Origin of the sequence: Nitrosospira multiformis (assembly GCF_900111585.1) — a bacterium.
Classification (GTDB): Bacteria; Pseudomonadota; Gammaproteobacteria; order Burkholderiales; family Nitrosomonadaceae; genus Nitrosospira; species Nitrosospira multiformis_B.
The window spans coordinates 1-17,337 of sequence record NZ_FOHI01000007.1 but is presented as its reverse complement, the minus strand read 5'-3'; the positions used below and the strand labels follow the sequence as shown (position 1 = coordinate 17,337).

Sequence of the window (17,337 nt, the reverse complement as noted above, 5' to 3'; positions counted from 1 at the left end):
ATGAAAGAATACCGCGCCCTGCTGGCCCTGTTGCACCTTGCCAGCCCTTCGCTTCCGATCGGGGCTTATACATATTCCCAGGGGCTGGAATCGGCCATTGAGCAAGGATTGGTTCGAGATGAAACCTCCGCGCGCGAATGGCTCGTTGAAATGCTGGGAATTTTTACGGATTTCGAGTTGCCGATTCTGCGGCGTCTGTTGAAGGCCTTTTCGGAGCGGGATGAGACTGCGGTGAACTTCTGGACGGAATGCTTTGTCGCTTCCCGCGAGACTGCGGAGTTTCGTGCCGAAACGATACAGATGGGGTATTCACTGGCAAAGCTGATCATCGATCTCAAGCTCGGGGATGATTCGATGCGGGCGATCTTGGAAAACCAGCAGGCGATTCCCCTACCCACGGCGTTCGCATGTGCTGCCGAAGGGTTGGGCATCCCGCACGAAGAAAGCTTGCTGGGCATGCTGTTTTCAATGGCCGAGAATCAGGTGCTGGCCTGTGTCAAATCGGTTCCGCTTGGCCAGCTTTCGGGGCAGCGGTTGCTATTGTCCCTGCATCCCGTCATTGAGGCCTGCTCGATTCGCGCAAGCCAGCTTACGGACGATGAGTTGTCGAGCTGGGCTCCCGGCTTGTCGCTGTTGTCGATGCAACATGAGGTTCAATACAGCCGGATCTATCGATCGTAGTTCTTGATGGGAACAGAAAATGAACAAACAATCTAATCCACTCCGTGTCGGAATTGGTGGTCCCGTAGGTTCCGGAAAAACGGCCTTGTGTGAAGCGCTCAGCAAGAGAATGCGCGATCGTTATGAAATGGCTGTCATCACCAATGATATCTATACCAGGGAAGATATGGAAATTCTCCTGCGCGCCGATGCGCTGCCTCCAGAGCGTCTGATGGGCGTGGAAACGGGGGGATGTCCCCATACGGCCATCAGGGAGGATGCTTCCATCAATCTCGAGGCCGTTGCGCGCATGACCGCCGATTTTCCGGAACTCGATCTCATTCTGATTGAATCGGGTGGCGACAACCTTGCTTCCACCTTCAGCCCCGAACTTTCCGATCTGACGATCTATGTCATAGACGTGGCCGGGGGCGAAAAAGTGCCGCGCAAGGGCGGACCCGGTATTACCCGTGCTGCATTACTCATCATCAACAAGATCGATCTTGCTCCCTACGTGGGAGCAAATCTCGAGGTCATGGCGCGTGACGCCAAGAAAATGCGTGGCGAGCGGCCCTTCGTATTCACCAACCTGCATACGGGAGAAGGAGTCGACCAGGTAATCGACTTCATCGTGAAGCAGGGACTGCTGGATGAGGTCCGGTCGCAGCATCATCATGCCTGATTTCCTTTTCCGGCAGCTTGGCAAAAGCGCGCTACTGCATCTTTCATACATGGTTTTGTAAGGGTTTCCATATATCATGGACTGGGCATCCCGAGTCGATAGCGCGTTCCCCCAACCCCTGCGGGTGATTCTGAGAGGTGTTGGACAGGTATTTTTCTGCTGTAACGCGGTAACCGGACTCATTTTTCTGATAGCGCTCTTTATCGGCGGAGTGGCTGCCGGGGCAGCGGCAACCGTAGGAGTGGTCACGAGTACCGTGACTGCCCATCTGCTGGGATTCTCGAAAAAGGATATCGACGCTGGCCTGTATGGTTTCAACGGGACGCTGGTAGGTCCCTGTCTGTTCCTGTTTCTGGAGCATTCTCCGCAGCTATGGCTGTACGTCATTCTCGCATCGATATTATCGAGTGTCGTGCTGGCTGCTCTCATGCGAATTCTTCGCCCCTACCAGATCCCAGCCTCGACCTCGCCGTTTGTCCTGACCTCGTGGATGTTCCTGGTCGCGGTCTATGGTTTTGAAAGTTTCACCCGCAGTCCCGTTTTGCCGGCTGCCGGTATTCCTGTTGCTGTTCCCGGCGCGAGCGGCCTGGCCGTAGAAAACTGGCCCGTTGCGCTATTCAAAGGGGTGGGCGAAGTCATGTTCGCGGACAGTGTGACAGTCGGTATTCTGTTTCTGGCCGGCATCGCCATTGTTTCCCTGCGCGGCGCCCTGATGGCAATAAGCGGAGCATTTGTGGGGATCATCTTCCCGACCCTTCTGAACGCAAACCTGAATGCGATCGAAATGGGCCTGTACGCATTCAATCCGGTTTTGACGATGATGGCCATTGGCTGGGTGTTTCTCAAACCCAGCGGGAAAAGTGCCGCTCTCGCCGTGCTGGCGGGCGTGATGACAGTTGTATGCCAGGCAGGCCTTGCCAGCTTTCTGACCCCTGTAGGCCTGCCGACTCTCACGTTCCCGTTTGTTCTGGTCATGTGGATGTTCCTGTTTGCCGCGGGAATGTCCAGATACTGGATCGACCCAGATGCCGAAGAAGGGTGAGCAGGGGTCTTATGGTTGTGTCCGGGCTGAAATGTCCGAAATAAAATCAGCTGACGTTTGCTATCGTCCTTTCTGTGAATGTTATTGGAACACTATGCTGCTGCTTGCTATTACCCTTCGCACATTTATTGCCTCAGTATGAAACCGTTCCATCAATTTCAATTTTTCCTTTCCCGGTTGCGATATCCTGATCTCCTTTCAATTCCGCAATTCCCTTTGCTCCGCGAAAACGCCCCGTTCCGCCGCTTATTTCAAATTTCGCATCCGTCAGGTTGTACCTGGATTGATCATCGGCCGGCACAAATGCACCTTTGTAGAGGCCGGTAACGGTGTCGCCGTTTGCCCCCGTCAAGGTGAACGTGCCCTCGAAAATAAAATGATCCTCCATCGGGGTAATGCAGTCGATGGCCTTGAGCGAAACCTTACCCATGTGGGTACTTTTGCCGATACCTGTAGTGGTACCACCGAATTTGGAAGGGCAATCCGCTCTGAATCCAGGCTGTTCATGGGTCTCTACGCTTGCCTTGAGTGGTCTGCTGGTTGCATCGGCCAGCAACACCGTCGGCAGCATGAGGATTGCAGACAGGATTGCAGAAATGATGTTACGCGTTAAAGCTTGAAGAATTACCACAAGTCATACTCCTTCCTGGTAGATATTGAAAAAAATCATTCAAATGGAACCGACGGGGTTAGCCCGCATCCTTCTCAGCGAGAAAGAAAGATTCCCGCTGCCATTGTCAATGCGATTCGTTGATGATGCGCCCTTCGAAAGGTTGTAATTGATGCGCAGGGCTTTGAGAGTGCGTGGAAAGCAACACTGGTTTATTCAAGGGAGTTTTAATCCGCTGGTGGGACATGTTGAGGAGCACCACGTGCTTCTCTTCATTGAATATTCGGCGGTAGGCGAGAATTTTCCGGTCGCAGAGGTCATGCAAGATTTCGAGGCTCCCTGTATGCAAGCTTGGCGTCCTGTTGCGGAGTTGGATGATTTTCCTGTAAAAATTGAGAAGGGAATGGGGTTCCGAAATCTGTTTGTCCACATTTATTTCCCTGAAGCTGTCTGCTACCGGCAACCAGGGCTCTGCTGAACTCTCACAAAAGCCTGCCCTGGGCCTTTCATTCCATAGCATTGGAGTACGGCATTCGTCGCGATTTAGAATTTCACTGCTGCGATCAACCAGAAACTGAGGTACCCATTTATGCTGGATGGCAATCGCATCTTTTCCGTCTTTCAGGGGAATTCTTACCCGAGGTATGCCAATCTCATCACCGAAATAGGTGAAGGGAATCCCCCGGCAGGTAAACTGGAACAGCGCCAGCAGTTTTGCCTTTTCTATACTCCCTCCCAGGCGGCTGATGACACGGTTACGGTCGTGGTTGGCAAAGACGAGAGTGGGTATCAGCGGTTCGGGAAAATGCTTCTCGAATATCATCAGCATTTCGCGGTATTTTTCCGCCTTGAAAGGTGTGGAAATGGCCTTGAAAAGGAAAACAGCGTGCAACCCATGCTGTCCATCGTTTTGACAGAAGCGATGGATCAGTGCTTCATCTCCATGTGATTCCCCGATAAGCACCCTTTTGGGGTTATCGAACTCATCCACTACGCGCCGCAACTCGGTAGCGAATTCAAAGCTCTTTTCGTGGAGAAAATTGTTTTTCAGGTTCTGGAAAAAAATGGACAGCGATTTATCCGATGGGGTCAGACGGGGACTGGGAGGATTACTGCGTAACTCGGAGTCCTCGTAGATGGCACTGATGATATCGAGACGAAATCCATCCACCCCCTTGTTCAGCCAGAATCTGATGACTTCGAACATTGCCTGTTTGACTTCCGGGTTGTGGTAGTTCAGGTCGGGCTGAAAAGGGAGGAAAGCAGTGTAATAGAATTGCTTCCGTTGGGGGTGGTAAGTCCAGGCTTTGTTACCCGCCATGGCGCGCCAGTTATTCGGGGGCCTCAAACCCTTTTTGCCTTTCCCATCTTTCCAAACATACCAGTCGGCTTTGGGGTTGTCGCGCGAGCTTGCGGATTCGGTGAACCAGGAATGCTCGCTCGAAGTGTGATTCAGCACCAGGTCGAATACCAGTTTCATGTTGCGGCGGTGCACCTCTTCAACCAGTTTCTCAAAGAGCGGCATATCCCCATATTCAGGAGAGATGGAGAGGTAATCGCTGATGTCGTAGCCGAAGTCTTTTTGTGGACTTTGCGTGAAGGGCGACACCCAGATTGTTTCATATCCGAGATCGTGCAGATAATCCAGTTTTTTAATGATGCCTTGGATATCTCCGATTCCATCGCCATTGGAGTCGTAAAAAGAACGCACATAGACATGATAAACGGTGGTTTTCTTCCACCATTCGCCTTCAGCGTTCGAATTGTCAAGGGCAGTGCGACTCATGGAATTGGCGGTGGACCGAAAATCATGGTATCGGGCTTGAAACGCATTCTGGCCATTTTAATCTGAAAGCACTAGTTTGCCTGCTGTTTTCCAAGATGACTGTGCTTGCGGGCGTAAGCGAAATAGATAATCAGACCGGTACCTGCCCATGCAAGAAATAGCCTGATTGTCTCCCACCCCAGGCTGACGAACAGCAGACCGCAGCCACCCATCGCCAGTGGGCCGACCATCCACAGCATAGGGGTCTTGAAAGGCCGATGGAGATCGGGTGCCCGGCGTCGCAGGACCATCACGCCGAGAGCGACCATGAAGAAAGCGAAGAGCGTCCCGGAATTGGAAATATCGGCCAGCATGCCTACCGGAAACATGGCAGCGAACAGCGCGACGGCCGTTCCGGTGACCAGGGTGACAATATGGGGAGTGTGAAAGCGTTTGTGTACATGAGAAAAAATACCGGGCATCAATCCATCATGAGACATGGTGAAGAGGACGCGGGTCTGCCCATAGAGCATCATGAGGACGACAGAGGGCAGTGCGACAATTGCTGCCGAAGCCACCCAGTTGCCTATGGTTGGGTAACCGACCTCGCGCAGCACAAATGCCAGCGGTTCTTTGGAGAGGGACAAATCACCTCCCGGCTGCGCTCCCACTGCTCCGACCGCGGCGTAGGCGACGACAAGATAAATGAGGGTGCAAATCGTCAATGAAGCTATCAACCCTATCGGCACATTACGGTTTGGGTTGCTCGTTTCTTCGGCTGCGGTCGAAACAGCATCGAATCCGACATAGGCAAAGAAGATGGAGGCAGCGGCACCTAGGATTCCCACTCCTGAAAGCGGTGTGCCCCATCCGTTGGGCAGCATGGGTTGGAAGTTTATGGAATTTACCGCCGGCAGGGCGAGAACGATAAATGCGGTAAGTGCGATAATTTTTATGACAACCAGAACTGCAGTAAACCTGGCGCTTTTTGTCGTGCCCATGACCAGCAGCACGGTGACGAACAACGACACCAGAAATGCCAGCAGATTGAATCCTCCTGCCGATGGGGTGCCATCCGGCCCGACAATCATGTCCGCCGGTCCTGCCGTCAGGGCCAGCGGCAGCCCATAGCCTATTTCGTTCAGGAAGCCATTGATATAACCGGACCAGCCAACGGCTACCGCCGCTGCGGCGATCGCATACTCCAGAATCAGCGCCCAGCCGACCATCCATGCGACGAGTTCACCGAACACCGCGTAAGAGTAGGTGTAGGCCGATCCTGCCACTGGTACGATCGCGGCAATTTCAGAATAGACAAGGGCGGCCAGCGCGCAGACGAACCCGGCTATGAGGAAGGAAAACATCATGCCGGGGCCGGCCTTGGCCGCGGCAACCGAAGTCAATACAAAGATGCCGGTGCCGATGACGGCGCCGATTCCCAGCATGGTCAGATCAAATGCGCCAAGCTGTCGTTTGAGCCCTCGGGTTTTAGCCGACTCCAGGATGTGAGCCACAGGTTTGACGCGCTCAAACAGCACAATGTTTCTCCAGTAATAGATGCAAAGGATTTCAGTTGGATTTTAACCGGTTTCGCTCAAGCTCGGCGGTTATGGGCAAGATCGTTATTTTAAACCAGCAGGCCACCGCAAACCAAAATGCTGTGGGGAAAACGGCTAGGCTGAGGAAGAATTATCGCAGGAATGCGTGGGATGACGGCAATTCGTGGGTCGACAGAGGAGTGAAGCTCACTGCCTGATCAGCCTTCTGAGCACGTCTGCCAGGACAACAGGAAGCGTTTCCGCCTGCTGCAATACGGCGTAGTGCCGCGCGCCAAACACCCGGGCAAGATAGTGCGGCGCGTGCCGGTCGACAGTAATGCAGAACGGATGAATGGCCTGGAGGCGGGCTTCGGCCACGGCCTGACGCATGTCTTCCACTCCGTAGCGACCCTCGTAGCGATCGACATCGTTGGGTTTTCCATCCGACAGCAGGATAAGCAGGCGATACCGGGCGCTGGTGGCAGTGAGCAGGCCGGTGGTGTGGCGAATCGCTGCCCCCGCGCGCGTGTAGAGCTGCGGTTCCAATGCTGCAATGCGGCGCTGGACAAGTGTCCGGTCGTTCTCTTCAAAGTTCTTCAAGGGCCACAACGAGACATTTTGCGCGCTTTCTCCCGAAAAGGCATAAATGCAGAAAGGATCACCCAGTTTGGTCAATGCCAGATAAACGAGCAGCAGTGCTTCCTTTTCAACGTCGATGATGCGCAGCTCCTGGGAAACCCATCCATCGGTCGAGCCGCTGATATCGATCAGCAATGCAACGGCAATGTCGCGCCGCGCTGCTTTTACTGATTGATACAAGCAATCCTGCGGGGGCAAGCCTGCTCGTCGTTCCGCGAAGGCATTCACGCAGGCGTTGATATCGATCTCCTCTCCTTCCGGTTGGCGGTAGTAGCGAATCCGCCGCGGTCGCAGTCCCTCAAGTCGAAGCTGAACCTGCCGCAGCAGAGCAGGGCGTCTTGCCACCACGGACTCTGCCCAGGCGACATCTCCCAGCAATGGCGGTTGAAGCCGAACGATGGCACCCTCCTTGTGATAACGCGAAACGCGGAAATCCCATTCCGGGTAGGCAATGCCGTGCGCCGCTCCCTTGCCGGGGAGGACGAGCGTCGTCCGTTGGTCAAGGGGATCATCCGCCAGCAGAAGTTCGCGCACGGTTTTCGAAGATGAGATGAGCTGTGCTTCCGGCAGTTCGGACAGGGAATCCGCCAGATCGCCAGCATCAGCGTCGTCGTCACGGTCAGCCGGCCGCTGGAGGCCCGCAGGGTCTTCGACGTGCTGCTGCGGATCATCCTTCTGCACCATCCACATCCCTTGCGTTTCGTCATCCTCATCGGGAGTTCTTTCCCGGGCTTGCGGACGACGGGAAAGATTTGCGCTGCGCCGGGGGCTTGCGGAAGGCTGCGTCATATCCCGGAGTGCTTCCTCGTATCGGATAGGTTGATTTCCGGAGGAGGGCGGCAGCATCTTACCCCACCACAGATCCTTGGCGCATCCTCGATAGCGAACCGCGGGCATCCTTGCTCGAGTTGAGATCTTCATGCTCATCTCTATCGCCCAGTCAAGCGAATCCTCGGGTTTCCGCGCAAGAGCAAGCGGGGGAGGAATGTCATACGGACAAGCCTTGAGTACGCCACAATAAAGTTCTTCCACCGCCTGTTCGACCCCGTTCAGAAGCGCAGGCTGCGGTCGCTGCGACAGCATCGCCCGGCGCAAGGCCGCAAAGTCATGCCGCAGTCCGGCAAAATGAAGAGCGAGAGCATGATCTGCAGCAGCTGCTTCGCTCAGCTGGAAAAGATCAAGTGTCAACAACGCATCAGCGGACACCATTTGTTGTGCCCGCCGCTGGGCACGCGCGGCTTGCTGCAGGGCGAGCAGTCGAAAGAAATAATGCGGAGAAAGCTCGCTCTGTTCGCTCAGATGAAGCTGCATGGGCAGGAAAATCGTGGCGCCATCGTTCGCCGGCAACGGGCGGGTTTCGATCAGATGTCGCGGGATGCGGCCAAACAGCCGGGATAGCGCAGATGGCGGCGGCGGAGGTTGGGCGACCCGCAGCGATACAGCGTGCCCGTGAACGGCCGACAGGAGAAATTCCAGGCGTTGGCGGCAGGTGGACAGCGTGCAGGAATTATCCGGTACGTTGTTGTCATTGTCCCACAGACGGGATACGAAAGCAGTTGCCTGGCGGGCGGCATCGATAATGAGTCCTTCAGGTTCGGCCATGCGGAAACAGTGCTGGAAAAAGGGTATAAGAAAGAACGGGGGTTCGCACGAGGAGGTTTGGCTAAGGGGTGTTCAATCCAGCAGCATTGCATCTACGAGATCCCGCATCGCGGCCACGAGGGCAGGATCATCGGATAATGGAGACACAAGTGCAACATGACAGGCCAGTCGGGGGGCAATTCCGTTGGCGATGAGGCGGGCTGTTGCCACCAGCAGGCGCGTGCTGGGTACTTCGGCGAGACCACGGTCTGCCAGACCGCGGATGCGTCCGGCCAGCGCCACGAGATCATGCGCCATGGCGTGTTCCGCGCCACTCTCGTGAATGATGATCTCGGCTTCCCGTTCAGGAGGTGGAAAGTCGAAATCAAGCGCGACAAAGCGTTGGCGAGTGCTCGGCTTGAGGTCCTTGGTTACATGCTGATAACCGGGATTATATGAAATGACAAGCTGAAAACCTGGGGTGGCCTCAATCAGTTCACCGGTTTTATCGATAGGGAGAACACGCCGATAGTCCGTCAAAGGGTGGATAACGACGACTGCATCCTGCCGCGCTTCAACCACTTCGTCGAGATAGCAGATTGCGCCAGTGCGAACAGCGCGCGTGAGCGGACCATCCTGCCATACGGTGGCGTTATCGCGTATCAGAAAGCGGCCCACGAGATCCGCCGCGGTCAGATCATCGTGACAGGATACGATGATGAGGAGCCGCTTCAGGCGCCAGGCCATGTGCTCGACAAAACGCGTTTTTCCACAGCCCGTCGGTCCTTTCAGCATGACGGCGAGGTGGCGCCGATGGCATTGCGTAAAAATGCTTACTTCATCGCCGAAAGGAAGGTAATAAGGCTCTTCAGTCTGCGGATGCGGTACGTCCTGACGCGTATTTTCTGAAGCAGCGGTCTGGATTAACGAATCCTCCATTATCGCGCAATCTATCCGCTAACGGCGGAGTTGGCATGACCGGCTGGGGCAAGATCGGGTGCGGATGTGCTGGAATCAATTGCCGCGACGGATCTGGGCGCAGTTCGGAAAAAATTCCAGATGAACAGGGCTGCTCCCGTGGCGAATACTGATGCGGTGGCGATCAGCATCAGGAAATGCACCTGCAGTTTCAACTGTGTATCGAGATAGCCCAGGCCGAGGATTCGCTCCAGGTAAACCTGCCCGATGCCAGCCGTGCCGAAGGAGAGCGTCATGCCGAACATTCCCATCACCTGCATCCAGAACGCCCAGTAGCCGATACTGCTTCCCTCCACTTTACGATCGCTGGTGAGGTGGGGCAGGGTATAACTGATCATGGCCAGCACGGTCATGGCGTAGGCGCCGTAGAAAGCCCCATGGCCGTGCATGGCGGTGATGAGCGTGCCGTGCGTCCATTTGTTGACGCTCGGCCAAGTATGCGCGAATCCGAGCAGCCCGGCGCCAAATACCGTGAATACGGTGCTGCCGATAGTCCAGTGTACGGCCAGCGAGTTGGGGTGGGAAAACCCGGCGCGCCGCATGGCAAAGTATGCATACATTGCCATGCCGAGGAGCGCCACCGGTTCCAGGGCGCTGAAGAAACCGCCGATAGGCAGCCAGTAATGAGGCACGCCTACCCAGTAATAGTGATGCGCGGTGCCCAGGATGCCGGCCATGAAAACCAGGCCGACGATCACGTACAGCCATTTTTCCATGACTTCCCGATCGGCGCCCGACAACCGGATCAGTAGATACGCGAGCAGTCCGCCTTGTATCATCTCCCATACGCCTTCCACCCACAAGTGGATCGTCCACCATCGATAGAAGATGCTGACGGTATAATTTTCATATTCGATCAGGGCCGGCAGATACAGGATTGCCGCAAACGCCAGGCCGGCTACCAGCACTCCTTCGGTAACGGTCCAGCGTCCCGCCCGCTTGATTGTCATAAGGATGTTATACAGAAACATCAGCATGACAATGACAACCACGATCTTCAGCGGGAACGGTTGCTCCAGCATTTTGTTGCCGGCGGTCCAGCCGAACATATAACCGACAACCGCCGTCACTCCCATCAGTGTCCAGGCGATAAGCTGGATGTAGCCCAGTTTGACGCTATAGATTTCGCTGCGTGATTCCTCCGGCACCACGTAGTAGGTTGCGCCCATGAATCCGGTAAGCACCCAGACAATCAGAAGATTGGTGTGGATGGCCTTGGTTTTGTCGAAAGGGAGGAAATTCAGAAGGGGGTCGGGCCCGAGGTACTTGCTCGCAGTGAGCAGCCCGAATACCAGTTGCAGGCCGAACAGGCACATGGCGACGGCGAAATACCAGTATGCGATCGACTGTGAGCGGTAGCGCATGGCTTCTCCTATTTCAAGGTTTCAAGATAAGCAACGAGACTGTCGATTTGCTGCGGCTCAAGATCGGCAGCAAAATTATCGGGCATAAACGACTGACTGTTGGCGGAATACATGGCTCCAGGAACGAGATAGGCACTGGGATGGGTAATGGATTCGCGAATATAGTCGGTGGGCGTCTTCGCTTCTCCCTTATATTCAGGAGAGGCAATGATTGCCGCGGCACGGGTGGCAAGCCCAGCGAGGGTAGGTCCTGCCAGGTTTGCTCCAGAAGCAATCGAATGGCAGGCATTGCAAGCGGGAGGTGAGGAGCGGAAGAGCGCTTCCCCCTGCGCGACCGGATCCGTGGAAACAGAAGCATGGGTTGGAGGTTGGCCGACATCGGTACCTGGAATCGTTGTGCCGGATACGATAATGGGACGCGGGGGCCAACCTTGGTTATCGATGTGACCGACCCAGTCGAGAAAGGCGATGACCTCGCTGATTTCCGCATCGCTCAGTTTCGGGTTCGGCATCAGACGCCGATGCTTTTCCTCGGAGTAGAACTGGGAAGGGTCCTTCAGGAATGCGGTGAGATAAGGCGTGCCCCGCTGCTGGGTAATCTTGGTCAGATCGGGCGCATAGTAACCTCCCTCTCCCAGGAGGGTGTGGCAGTTGATGCAGTTGTTGTTATGCCAGACATCTTTTCCCCTGATGATCTCGGGCGTCAGCTTGTCTTCATTGGTAAGCCCGGGAAAGCGCCGATGACTGTCGAATGTAAGGCCAATGAAGACGGTGGCGGAAATAAGGGTACAAATGATAAAAAAAAGCCGTCCCTGTCGTTTGGTCATCGATACCTCTTTGAAATGTTAGAGACGAGTACTGCTATGGCAGAGCTTATACGCTGATGCCGTACCAGTTCTTAAGCGAGATCAGGGCGGCGTAGGTTATCGCCAGCGCGATTGATACGATTACGACGATGCTGAGGATTTTGAAGGGAAGAAAATAGCGGGGTGGGCGAGGCGGCATGACAACTCCAGGTTTTACTATCGGGGAAGTGGTGCGAGGAATCCGACTTCTGTTGAATTTGCAACTCTAATATTCATAGAATAGTACAAATGGGGAAAAGATTTGTTGACGCCGGGCAAGTTTGTCATCTCTATTCCCGAATGGATGCGGAGCAAGGGGCGTAAGGAATTTAAGGGATTTGGCTCGAATGGGAGCATGGGTTGGTAATGAACGTTTGCTATACCGCCCCTCTCCAACTGAGGAGAGGGAACATCGATATACGTCGGTTCACAATTATCATCGTCAGTTTACCTATGGAGGCAATATGAATACTGACTATAAAGGGTACACGATCATTACTGCATCGGAGCGGGACGATGCCAGTGGTCTCTGGAATGGCCGCTACAGGATAATGGATGATGAAGGCATAGTGGTTTACGAAAGCTTCGTGGAGCCTTTGCACGACGAAGAAAAGGCATATGAGGCGGCTAATGTGGCAGCCCGCGCGTGGATAGACGAGCAGTAAATTAGGCTTCTGTGGCAAATCCCTTATTCCAGTCGATCAGCACATCCCCGAGATCAAATACCACGGTAAGGTTATTTTCTTTCACGCTGTAAATCGCCTGTAAAAGGATTGTGTATAGCTGAAGCCCTCTGCGGCGGGACACCACTTCGGGGGTCAGGATGCGGGTAGCGACTTACTTGAGTAAGTAAAACTAACAGACCCGACGATAGGTTTCCCACACTTGCAATACGTCGCATCGTACTGTTCGATAACGTACGGATGATTTGCGATCCTCCTGATCTAATAATCAAAGGTTGCGTTTTTTGCCATGGTTCCTTTGCTCACATCACGACGCTCATCCTTAGCCACTTGTTTTTCATAAGGAGATCCATTCATGAATAAAAAACCATTTGTTGCGATTTTCTTACCTGTTGCCCTGGCATTTTCAGTGTCGGTTTTTGCCGATGAAAAAGTTCAATGGTCCGATGTTCCCGCTGCGGCTCAGAAAACGATAACTGAAAACTCGGGTCAGGGCGCGATCGAGGAGATCGAGAAAGAAACCGAGATGATAAGTGGCAAGAAGACAACCATTTACGAAGCTGATGTGAGACAGCCCGACGGCAAGAAGATCGAAATCAAAGTTAGCGAGGATGGGAAACTTATCGAGATTGATAAAGATTGATCAGCAGGTTTTTACAATTCTGCCTTTGACTTCACACGGACTCTATCAGTCATATAAGTCGTTTCAATTGAGGAACCTTGTGGATGAATAATACGATCCACAAGGTTCCTACACATCGCGGATTTGTCTATACCAACAAATCTGCCTAGTAAAGTCTTCAGCCTTGAAGGCGCCTATTTTTGATTTGCCCTTCCTTAGGACTTGCTTCGTCAAGACAATCTCCCAGAAATTATTGACTTGGACAGGGAATGCTTTCTACTGCTCCCCTGAAGACAACGATTATGATTTGCTTTTTTCCCATTGCTAGGTATAATGAGAATCATTCGTATTAAATTTGGTTTTTGGTTTTGCAGAGCTACAAGTAATATCTAAGGAGATGTCGCAGCGTTAACGATAGGGGAGAAGGGTTAGCGTTGGCATAAAAAAGTTTTACCTCAGATTCTTTCTCGGCTTTTCTCGGTAGCCGGCAAAACAAGAAAACCAGGAATATTCGAGAAAAAGCCAAAAAAACCAAATACAGGTTATCCGTTGCTGCCAGGTCCTCCTTTCCCGGCAGCTTTTAGCCCGCCAGCCCGCTTTCGGGCAAGCCAGCCATATTTTTATTCCAGAGCCTGCCAGTTAATCGCTGGCCGGCTTTTTTATGACGTAGCCACATGAAAAATAAGAACAAAAAAACTGCAGCATTTCACCGGTCTCGGCGCAACCTGTCTCACAAGAGGGTCTTCCGGCTCCCGGCATTGAAAGTGGATTTATTCGCCCTCGTTGCGCTTTCTTTGGCTTGCTGGACAATGCATGCAAACGCACAGACTCCAAATCAGGATGCGCAGGGCGCCACCCAGGTCCAGACTTTAAGCCAAACTCAAGCTTCCAGCCAAACCCCGACTGTTCAGGATTCAAGTCAGGCTGAGGCCGGTAAACAGCTTCCCACTGTGACCGTCAGGAGTGAGCGTGTAGGGAGCTTCAAGTCGGATACCGTGCAGGTGGGCACATTCCGCGACATGGCGCCTATCGATGTACCCCAGACCAGCAATGTCGTGACACGGGAGGTACTTGATGCGCAAGCAACTACCAGCTTGTTCGGTGCCTTGCGCAATACAGCTGGCGTGACTCGCGCGCAACTCAACGGTTCCACTTACGACAATCTCTCGATCCGCGGGATTCTCGTGGAGAATCGCAGCAATTATCGGCTCAATGGATTCATGCCGATCATCAACCTGATCGATATTCCGATGGAGAACAAGGAGCGCGTCGAAGTACTTAAAGGCGTCTCCTCTCTGTATTATGGATTTGTGCCTCCCTCTGGCATTGTCAACATGGTCACCAAGCGCGCTGGCAAGGATCCCATCACTAATGTTTCGTTGATGGCGAATATCTATGGCGGCGCCAACACCCACATTGACCTTGGCCGGCGCTTTGGGGATGCGCAGCAATTCGGAGCGCGTATCAATCTTCTCGCCGGGAGAGAAGATATCGGTATTCATAATTTTTCCGGATATCGGGCGCTGATGTCAGGCGCCTTCGACTGGCGGGTCACCGATCAACTGTCCATCAAGTTCGATGTGGAACATTATCGTAAGGAGGTTTCTGAGCAGGCGGCGATCCAGGCGCCTGCAGCGGTGAATGGTGTGATAACGCTGCCGCCTGTTCCGAATGCCCGCCGCAACCTTGCGGGGGAGTGGCAGAAATATGATGCCGAAGCGACCAACCTGCTGCTTCGCGCCGATTACGCGCTGAGCGATAACTGGGCATTGTTACTTGAAGCCGGTAAGGCGCGCACCATGCGCGATCGGAATTTTTCCCAGTTCCAGAATTACAATCTTGCCACGGGCCAGGGTACGCTGCGCATTTTCTTTAATCGGAATCAGGTTTGGGATAACGAAAATCTCCGTGCAGAAGTTTTCGGTCGCTTGCCGGGCCAGTTCATCACGCATGAAGTATCCCTGGGTTTTGTCGGCAACGAACGGAGCCAGGATCCGCGCACTTCATCTACTGCCGATGTGGCGCAGAATCTGTTCCATCCGAATGACATCGCGCGATTATCCCCCAGCGCTCTATTTCGCTCTAACTTTTCAAAGATAACGGACCTGGGCGTGTATCTATCCGATCGCATTTTGATTGCGGACAGACTGCAGGTAATGTTGGGAGTGCGCGGCAGTTTCTATGAGAGTGTCGGAACCAACACTCACTTTAAGGCAACCAACGTTAATCCATCGCTGTCACTGCTGTACAAGATCATTCCCAATGTATCGCTCTATGCAAGTTACATTGAGGGAGTCGAAGAGAGCGGGCAGGCGCCGGCTAATCGCGCCAATAGCGGCGAGATCCTGGCCCCGGCGGTATCAAAGCAAAAGGAAGCGGGTGTAAAGGCGATGATCGCGGAAGGAATACTGCTGCAAGTAGCCTACTTCGATATCAAACGCGCCTCGACTACTATTGATGCAGCCAACCGCTTTGTTTTGAACGGGATGGCGCAGTATAGCGGCTTTGAGCTGGCGGCTTCCGGGGAGATAACCAAGCAACTGTCCCTTATCGGATCAGCCCTGTTCATGGAGGCCAAGCAGTTAAATAGGGATAATCCTGCGACGTTTGGCCGGATACCGGATAACACGCCGGAGCGTACGGCGAGCCTCTTTGCGGAGTATCGTTTGCAGAGCGTGCCCGGCTTGGCCCTTGGCGCCGGTGTGTACTATGTGGGCAGGCGTCCAGTCAACACTGCAAATCAGGCTTTCGTGGATGACTACGCTATATTGTCCCTTAATGCGCGCTACGCAACCCGCATAGCTGGCAAGCGCACCACGATCCAGGCGGTGGTGGATAACGTAACCAACAGCAACTACTGGAGCACAGCAGGTAATGGCTTGCTCGGTGTAGGGGCTCCTATCATGGCCAAAACCGTGGCTCGGGTCGAATTCTGATTATCGGGATACCCCTTGGCCGGTTAGCTTGGTTTGAGGCGAGAAGGCGAGCACCCTATGCTTGGGTTTACTCTCTCACGGTTCGCCTGAGAATTTCATGAGAATTCGAAGAGTCATTTTCAACTTCCATTTATATATGGGGTTGGCAGCCGGATTATTTCTGGTGTTGAGCGGCCTGACCGGAAGCATGATCGTTTTTCGGGAAGAGATCGAGACGCTTATCCATCCTGAATGGATGCAGGCAGATATGGCTAGCAATAACTCGAATGCTGTCTCCCTGCAGACGGTGCTGGATACAGTCAAACGTGCTTATCCACAAGATAAGCTCCTTTCCGTGCGTATGCCCCGCGGGTCACAGCAAACCTATCTGCTCAAGATGAACGATGCGCATGGCTTGTTCGTGTATGTGGATCCTTATAGTGGCCAGTTGCTGGGCGGGCACCGGCAGGATGAAACGTTTATGGGATGGCTCGCGCTCGTTCATACGGAGCTCCTGATTGGCGAACCCGGCAAGACCATTCTAGGTGTCAGCGCCCTACTGCTGCTGTGCATGAGCGTTACTGGCCTGATATTGTGGTGGCCGCGAAACGGAAAGATTTCCCGCGGCCTAAAAATCAGTTGGTCTGCACCGACCAAGAAGCTCGTTTTTGATATTCATCGTGCGCTGGGTATCTACGCGGTTCTTTTTCTTCTGCTCATTGCCTTTACAGGCATCTCGCTGGTGTTCAACAAACCGGTGGCTGAATTTGTAAATTTTTTGGCCGCCAGTCCGCCCCGGCCAACACCCCCTCCTTCCAACCCTGATGGAAGAGGGCAGGTGAACCTTTCAATTGACGATTTATTGCGTGAAGCCGACCGCATCCTGCCGGCGCCTACCACCTGGGTTAATTTTCCTCAAACGCCGCAGGCCTCAGTGGTGGTACGAAAAAAGCTGCCGGAAGAATGGCACCCCAACGGCAGAAGTTTCATCTATTTCGATCAATACACCGGGAAAGTGCTGTTTGTAGAGAATGCGCTGACTGCATCTATGGGCACGCGGATTTATAATAATCTCTACCCCCTCCATATCGGGGAGACAGGAGGGTTAACGACGCGCGTCCTCCAGCTGCTGATCGGTTTTTCACCCCTTATTCTGTTTGCTACCGGTTATATCATGTGGAGGAACCGAAGTAAGGTGAAAGTGCGTAAATAGAGTGACAGAGATGATGACAGGAGTTAAAAACCCCGCCCAAGTGGACGGGGTTTGTGGAAGCTTACAAAACTGGCTCAAGGTTTTGCTTATCGCTTCGACGTTTCGCCATGGCACCCATCAACCCGAGTCCTGCAAGCAGCATGGCATAAGTTTCCGGTTCGGGAATGGTCGGAACCTGAGTGACAGTAAAGGTCATCGTG

At 53.7% G+C, this 17,337-nt stretch carries 16 protein-coding genes; 7 read left to right on the top strand and 9 right to left on the bottom strand.

Features of this window, described 5'->3' with window-relative positions; all coding sequences use genetic code 11:
• The 3 genes from BMW46_RS11010 (at position 1) to yut (ending at position 2,384) form a co-directional block, all read left to right on the top strand.
• Complete coding sequence (locus BMW46_RS11010; RefSeq protein ID WP_074708486.1) at positions 1-681, top strand: urease accessory protein UreF; 681 nt, start codon at positions 1-3, stop codon at positions 679-681.
• A 19-nt stretch (positions 682-700) separates the two neighbouring features.
• Entirely contained in the window at positions 701-1,342 is a 642-nt protein-coding gene (gene ureG / locus BMW46_RS11005) for an urease accessory protein UreG (protein ID WP_074708484.1), read from the top strand.
• A 76-nt stretch (positions 1,343-1,418) separates the two neighbouring features.
• Positions 1,419-2,384 carry an urea transporter gene (gene yut, locus BMW46_RS11000; protein WP_074708481.1) on the top strand — a complete coding sequence of 322 codons (966 nt, stop codon included), beginning with the start codon at positions 1,419-1,421 and terminating at the stop codon, positions 2,382-2,384.
• Positions 2,385-2,517: 133 nt separating this feature from the next.
• Here the strand turns inward: yut and BMW46_RS10995 are convergent, their stop codons facing one another.
• From BMW46_RS10995 to BMW46_RS15825, 8 genes are all read right to left on the bottom strand, one after another.
• Positions 2,518-3,015, bottom strand: a complete 498-nt coding sequence (locus BMW46_RS10995; protein WP_074708478.1) for a hypothetical protein — start codon at positions 3,013-3,015, stop codon at positions 2,518-2,520.
• 106 nt (positions 3,016-3,121) lie between these two features.
• A complete protein-coding gene (locus tag BMW46_RS10990) occupies positions 3,122-4,780 on the bottom strand; it encodes a glycoside hydrolase family 13 protein (protein ID WP_074708476.1) in 1,659 nt (552 codons plus the stop codon).
• A gap of 71 nt (positions 4,781-4,851) precedes the next feature.
• The gene (locus tag BMW46_RS10985) at positions 4,852-6,297 is read right to left on the bottom strand and encodes an amino acid permease (RefSeq protein WP_074708473.1); all 1,446 of its coding nucleotides are present in this window, start codon (positions 6,295-6,297) and stop codon (positions 4,852-4,854) included.
• Between the two features lie 207 nt (positions 6,298-6,504).
• A complete protein-coding gene (locus BMW46_RS10975; protein WP_074708468.1) occupies positions 6,505-8,538 on the bottom strand; it encodes a nitric oxide reductase activation protein NorD in 2,034 nt (677 codons plus the stop codon).
• Between the two features lie 72 nt (positions 8,539-8,610).
• A complete protein-coding gene (locus tag BMW46_RS10970; protein ID WP_256377043.1) occupies positions 8,611-9,456 on the bottom strand; it encodes a CbbQ/NirQ/NorQ/GpvN family protein in 846 nt (281 codons plus the stop codon).
• Positions 9,457-9,467: 11 nt separating this feature from the next.
• On the bottom strand, positions 9,468-10,859 hold the full coding sequence (locus tag BMW46_RS10965; RefSeq protein WP_074708465.1) for a cbb3-type cytochrome c oxidase subunit I: 1,392 nt from the start codon (positions 10,857-10,859) through the stop codon (positions 9,468-9,470).
• A gap of 8 nt (positions 10,860-10,867) precedes the next feature.
• On the bottom strand, positions 10,868-11,686 hold the full coding sequence (locus BMW46_RS10960; RefSeq protein ID WP_074708462.1) for a c-type cytochrome: 819 nt from the start codon (positions 11,684-11,686) through the stop codon (positions 10,868-10,870).
• Positions 11,687-11,732: 46 nt separating this feature from the next.
• Positions 11,733-11,864: a hypothetical protein gene (locus BMW46_RS15825; RefSeq protein ID WP_256377042.1), complete on the bottom strand. Its 132-nt coding sequence runs from the start codon at positions 11,862-11,864 to the stop codon at positions 11,733-11,735.
• Between the two features lie 304 nt (positions 11,865-12,168).
• Here BMW46_RS15825 and BMW46_RS10955 point away from each other — a divergent pair, with 304 nt between their 5' ends.
• The 4 genes from BMW46_RS10955 to BMW46_RS10940 all read left to right on the top strand — a co-directional run bounded on the left by BMW46_RS10955 (position 12,169) and on the right by BMW46_RS10940 (position 17,137).
• Entirely contained in the window at positions 12,169-12,369 is a 201-nt protein-coding gene (locus tag BMW46_RS10955; protein WP_074708460.1) for a hypothetical protein, read from the top strand.
• 373 nt (positions 12,370-12,742) lie between these two features.
• Positions 12,743-13,030: a hypothetical protein gene (locus BMW46_RS10950; protein WP_074708457.1), complete on the top strand. Its 288-nt coding sequence runs from the start codon at positions 12,743-12,745 to the stop codon at positions 13,028-13,030.
• 653 nt (positions 13,031-13,683) lie between these two features.
• Positions 13,684-15,945 (top strand): TonB-dependent siderophore receptor, encoded by a 2,262-nt coding sequence (locus BMW46_RS10945; RefSeq protein WP_256377041.1) that lies wholly within the window; start codon positions 13,684-13,686, stop codon positions 15,943-15,945.
• 97 nt (positions 15,946-16,042) lie between these two features.
• A complete protein-coding gene (locus tag BMW46_RS10940) occupies positions 16,043-17,137 on the top strand; it encodes a PepSY-associated TM helix domain-containing protein (RefSeq protein WP_074708454.1) in 1,095 nt (364 codons plus the stop codon).
• A 61-nt stretch (positions 17,138-17,198) separates the two neighbouring features.
• Here the strand turns inward: BMW46_RS10940 and BMW46_RS10935 are convergent, their stop codons facing one another.
• Positions 17,199-17,333, bottom strand: a complete 135-nt coding sequence (locus BMW46_RS10935; RefSeq protein ID WP_081355785.1) for a PEP-CTERM sorting domain-containing protein — start codon at positions 17,331-17,333, stop codon at positions 17,199-17,201.
• Between the last annotated feature and the right edge of the window lie 4 nt (positions 17,334-17,337).